This is a genomic window from Dietzia sp. DQ11-71, assembly GCF_014144995.1.
Classification (GTDB): Bacteria; Actinomycetota; Actinomycetes; order Mycobacteriales; family Mycobacteriaceae; genus Dietzia; species Dietzia kunjamensis.
Genome location: NZ_JAALDT010000050.1, coordinates 1 through 3,413 on the forward strand (window position 1 = coordinate 1; position 3,413 = coordinate 3,413).

4 protein-coding genes are annotated in these 3,413 nt (G+C 70.1%); 2 read left to right on the forward strand and 2 right to left on the reverse strand.

Annotated features, from left to right (window positions below; all coding sequences use genetic code 11):
• Positions 1-933, forward strand: a 933-nt coding sequence (locus G6023_RS01985; RefSeq protein ID WP_182633943.1) for an arabinosyltransferase C-terminal domain-containing protein, incomplete at its 5' end; no start/stop codon positions are given.
• 64 nt (positions 934-997) lie between these two features.
• Positions 998-1,525, forward strand: coding sequence for a copper chaperone PCu(A)C domain-containing protein (locus tag G6023_RS01990; RefSeq protein WP_132062190.1), 528 nt, complete (start codon positions 998-1,000; stop codon positions 1,523-1,525).
• 27 nt (positions 1,526-1,552) lie between these two features.
• On the opposite strand, the gene G6023_RS01995 is transcribed toward G6023_RS01990, so the two are convergent.
• Positions 1,553-3,106, reverse strand: coding sequence for an acyl-CoA carboxylase subunit beta (locus G6023_RS01995; protein WP_069389356.1), 1,554 nt, complete (start codon positions 3,104-3,106; stop codon positions 1,553-1,555).
• The coding region (locus G6023_RS02000; RefSeq protein ID WP_182633944.1) for a hypothetical protein at positions 3,103-3,413 on the reverse strand (311 nt) is incomplete at its 5' end. The genes G6023_RS02000 and G6023_RS01995, both read right to left, overlap by 4 nt.

The following is a 3,413-nucleotide window of genomic DNA, read 5'->3' on the forward strand; positions in this document are numbered from 1 at the left end:
GCCGCCAACACCACCTCCGAGCCCGGCGGCGGCCCGTCGGTCAGCACCGGGGAGAGCGCCGGCACGGCCGGCGGCCGCGGGGCGGAGGGTGTGAACGAGTCCACGGTGGCCCTGCCGTTCGGGCTCGACCCCGCCACGACCCCGGTGCTCGGGTCGTTCTTCGTGGGCCCGCAGCGGGAGGCGAGCCTGGAGACCGGCTGGTACCGCCTGCCCGAGAACCGCGAGTCCCACCCGCTCCTGGTGATCTCGGCGGCCGGCCGGATCGGCCGCTACGACGCCGACGGGCTCTACGAGTACGGCCAGGAGGTCGTGGTCGAGTTCGGCCGGTCCGGCGACGCCGGGGTCGACACGGTGGGCGAGCCGGTGGTGCCGTTCGACATCGGTCCCGCGCCGACGTGGCGCAACCTGCGGATGGACATGCAGGACGCCCCCGCCGACGCCGATGTCATGCGGGTCCGGGTCGACGACAACGACCTCACCCCCGAACAGTGGACCGCCATCACCCCGCCGCGCGCACCCGAGCTCGTGACGGTCCAGGAGATGGTCGGGTCGGAGTCGCCCGTCCTGCTCGACTGGGCGGTGAGCCTGCAGTTCCCGTGCCAGCGGCCGTTCGAGCACTACGCGGGTGTGGCGGAGTTGCCGGAGTTCCGGATCCTGCCCGACCGTCCGCTCGCCGTGAGCGCCACCAGTACGTGGATGTCCTACGAGGCCGGTGGGCCGCTCGGGTGGATCGAGACCGCCCAGCGTGCCCGGACGATCCCGTCGTACCTGCGCCACGACTGGAACCGTGACTGGGGTTCGATCGAGGCGTACACGCCGCTGGGCACCTATCAGGAGGACCCGCCGGCGCCCGCGGAGGTGACCACCGGGAACGAGACCCGTTGGGGCTGGTGGCAGCCCGAGGGGCCGATCCTGGTGACCGACCCGGAGTAGGCCGCACCGCGGTACCGGGAGAATGTGGTGTGCCGACACGCCCACCGTGGGTACCGTGTCGGCTATGAGCATCTCAATGACCCGGTACGCCGCTTCGGCCGCGATGGTCCTCGCCCTCGGGGTGTCGACCGCATGCTCGTCCGACGACCCGGAACCGGATTCGACCAACCGCGGCGGAGGAGAGACGGACGGTCAGACCTCGGTCGAGAACGTCTTCATCGCACCCGCCTACGCGATCGACTGTTCGCTGCAGGTGGACGCACCCGCTCAGCTGAGCTTCACCGCGGTCAACGACAGCTCCACCGAGGCGGAGACTCTCTCGGAGATCACCAGCCCCGCCGCGGAGCGGGTCGAGATCGACGCCCCCGCGGGTGCCCTCGAGATCGCCCCCGAGTCGTCGATCGCCGCCGGTCAACCGGTGGAGAACGTCGAGGACGCCGACGCACCCGACCGGCCGTTCAGGTCCTTCATGTTCGGTCTCGACGACAGCGCCGAGCCGGGGAAGTCGATCCCGGTCACCTTCACCTTCGAGCGGGCGGGGGACATCACCCTCCAGGCGGCCGTCGACGCCTGTCCGAACCAGTCCGAGTAGCCGCCCAGTCGACCCCGCCCGCGGCGGTCACATGGGCGCGATGGGGTGCTTACGCGGCGGCTCGTTGCTGATCTTGTCCCGCAGCTGGTTCAGCGCACCGCGCAGCACCAGGCGGGTCTGCGACGGCTCGATCACGGCGTCGATGTACCCGCGCTCGGCGGCGGTGTACGGGGTCGCGATGAACTCGTTGTACATGTCGATGAGCTGCTTGCGGAGCTTGGGACCCTCCTCGGGGCCCGCCTCCTCGATCTGCCGACGCTGCAGCAGGTCGACCGCGCCCTCGGCACCCATCACCGCGATGCGCGCGGTGGGCCAGGCGAAGTTGAGGTCGCCACCCAGGTTCTTGGACCCCATCACGGCGTACGCGCCGCCGTAGGCCTTGCGGACGACGAACGTGACCTTGGGGACCGAGGCCGCCACCACGGCGAAACCCATCTTGGCCCCGCGGTGGATGATGCCGAGCTTCTCCTGCTGCACGCCCGGGAGGTAGCCGGGGGTGTCCACCACGTAGACCAGCGGGATCGAGTAGGCGTCGCACAGCATCATGTGCCGCGTGGCCTTCTCCGAGGCGTCGATGTCCAACGCGCCCGACAGGTGCAGGGGCTGGTTGGCGACGACGCCGACGGACTCACCGTCGACCCGGGCGAAACCCGTGATGATGTTGGACGCGAACTGCCCGGAGGTCTCCACGAACTCGCCGTCGTCGAACATCCGCAGGAGCACGTCGTGCATGTCGTACGCGGCGTTGTCCGAGTCCGGGATGATCGAGTCCAGCTGTCGGTCCGACTCCGTGGTCTCCGCCTCGAGACCCGGGTTGATCCGCGGCGCCTTCTCCGCGGCCGAGGACGGCAGGTAGCTCAGCAGGTTACGCACGTACATGAAGGCGTCTTGCTCGCTCACGGCGACGTGGTTGACGTTGCCGTTCTTGGCCTGCTGCAGGGCCGAGCCGAGCTCGTCCATGGTGACGTCCTCGCCGGTGACCTGCCGGATCACGTCGGGCCCGGTGACGAACATGTACGCCTGGTCCTGGACCGCGATCACGAAGTCGGTGGTCGCGGGGGCGTAGACGGCGCCGCCCGCGCACTTGCCCAGCATGATCGAGATCTGGGGCACGTACCCGGAGGCCGGATACTGCCGCCGGGAGATCTCGGAGTAGTAGGCCAGCGAGGTCACGGCGTCCTGGACTCGCGCGCCACCGGAATCGTTGATGCCGATGATGGGGCACCCGACCTTGATCGCGAAGTCCATGATGGCGCAGACCTTCTTGCCGAAGCCCTCGCCGACCGACCCGCCGAACACCGTGTTGTCGTGCGCGTACACGGCCACCGGGCGGCCGTCGATGGTGCCGCGGCCGGTGACCACGCCGTCACCGAACGGGTTGTCCGGGCTACCGGGCGCCTTGGCGAGCTGGCCCATCTCCACGAAACTGCCGGCGTCGAGCAGCAGTGCGATCCGCTCCCGCGGCGGGGTGTGCCCCGCGGCGTCGCGGCGGGCCTTCGCCCGCTCGCTGCCCGGGTCCTTGGCCTGCTCGGTCTTGACCCGCAGTTCCGCGAGCTTCTCCGCGGTGGTCTTCGCCGTCACGCGTCTGTCCCCTTCCGTACACCCGCGTCGAGCTCGGTGAGCCGACGCGCCAGATGCTTACCGACGGTACCGACCACCGGTTCGTCGACCATCGCGAGGTGGTCCCCGTCGAGCTGGACGACCTCCAGGTCGCCGACGATGCGGGCCCAGCCGCCGTCCGGGTCGATGTGTGCGTAGCGGGGCTCGAGCTCGATCGCCCCGTCGTGCATCCGCTCCGCGCGGTACAGCACGAACGGCACCTCGGCGCCGACACCGGCCCAGGTGGACAGGTCCGCGCTCTGCAGGATCCGGTTGTCGACGAAGCTGG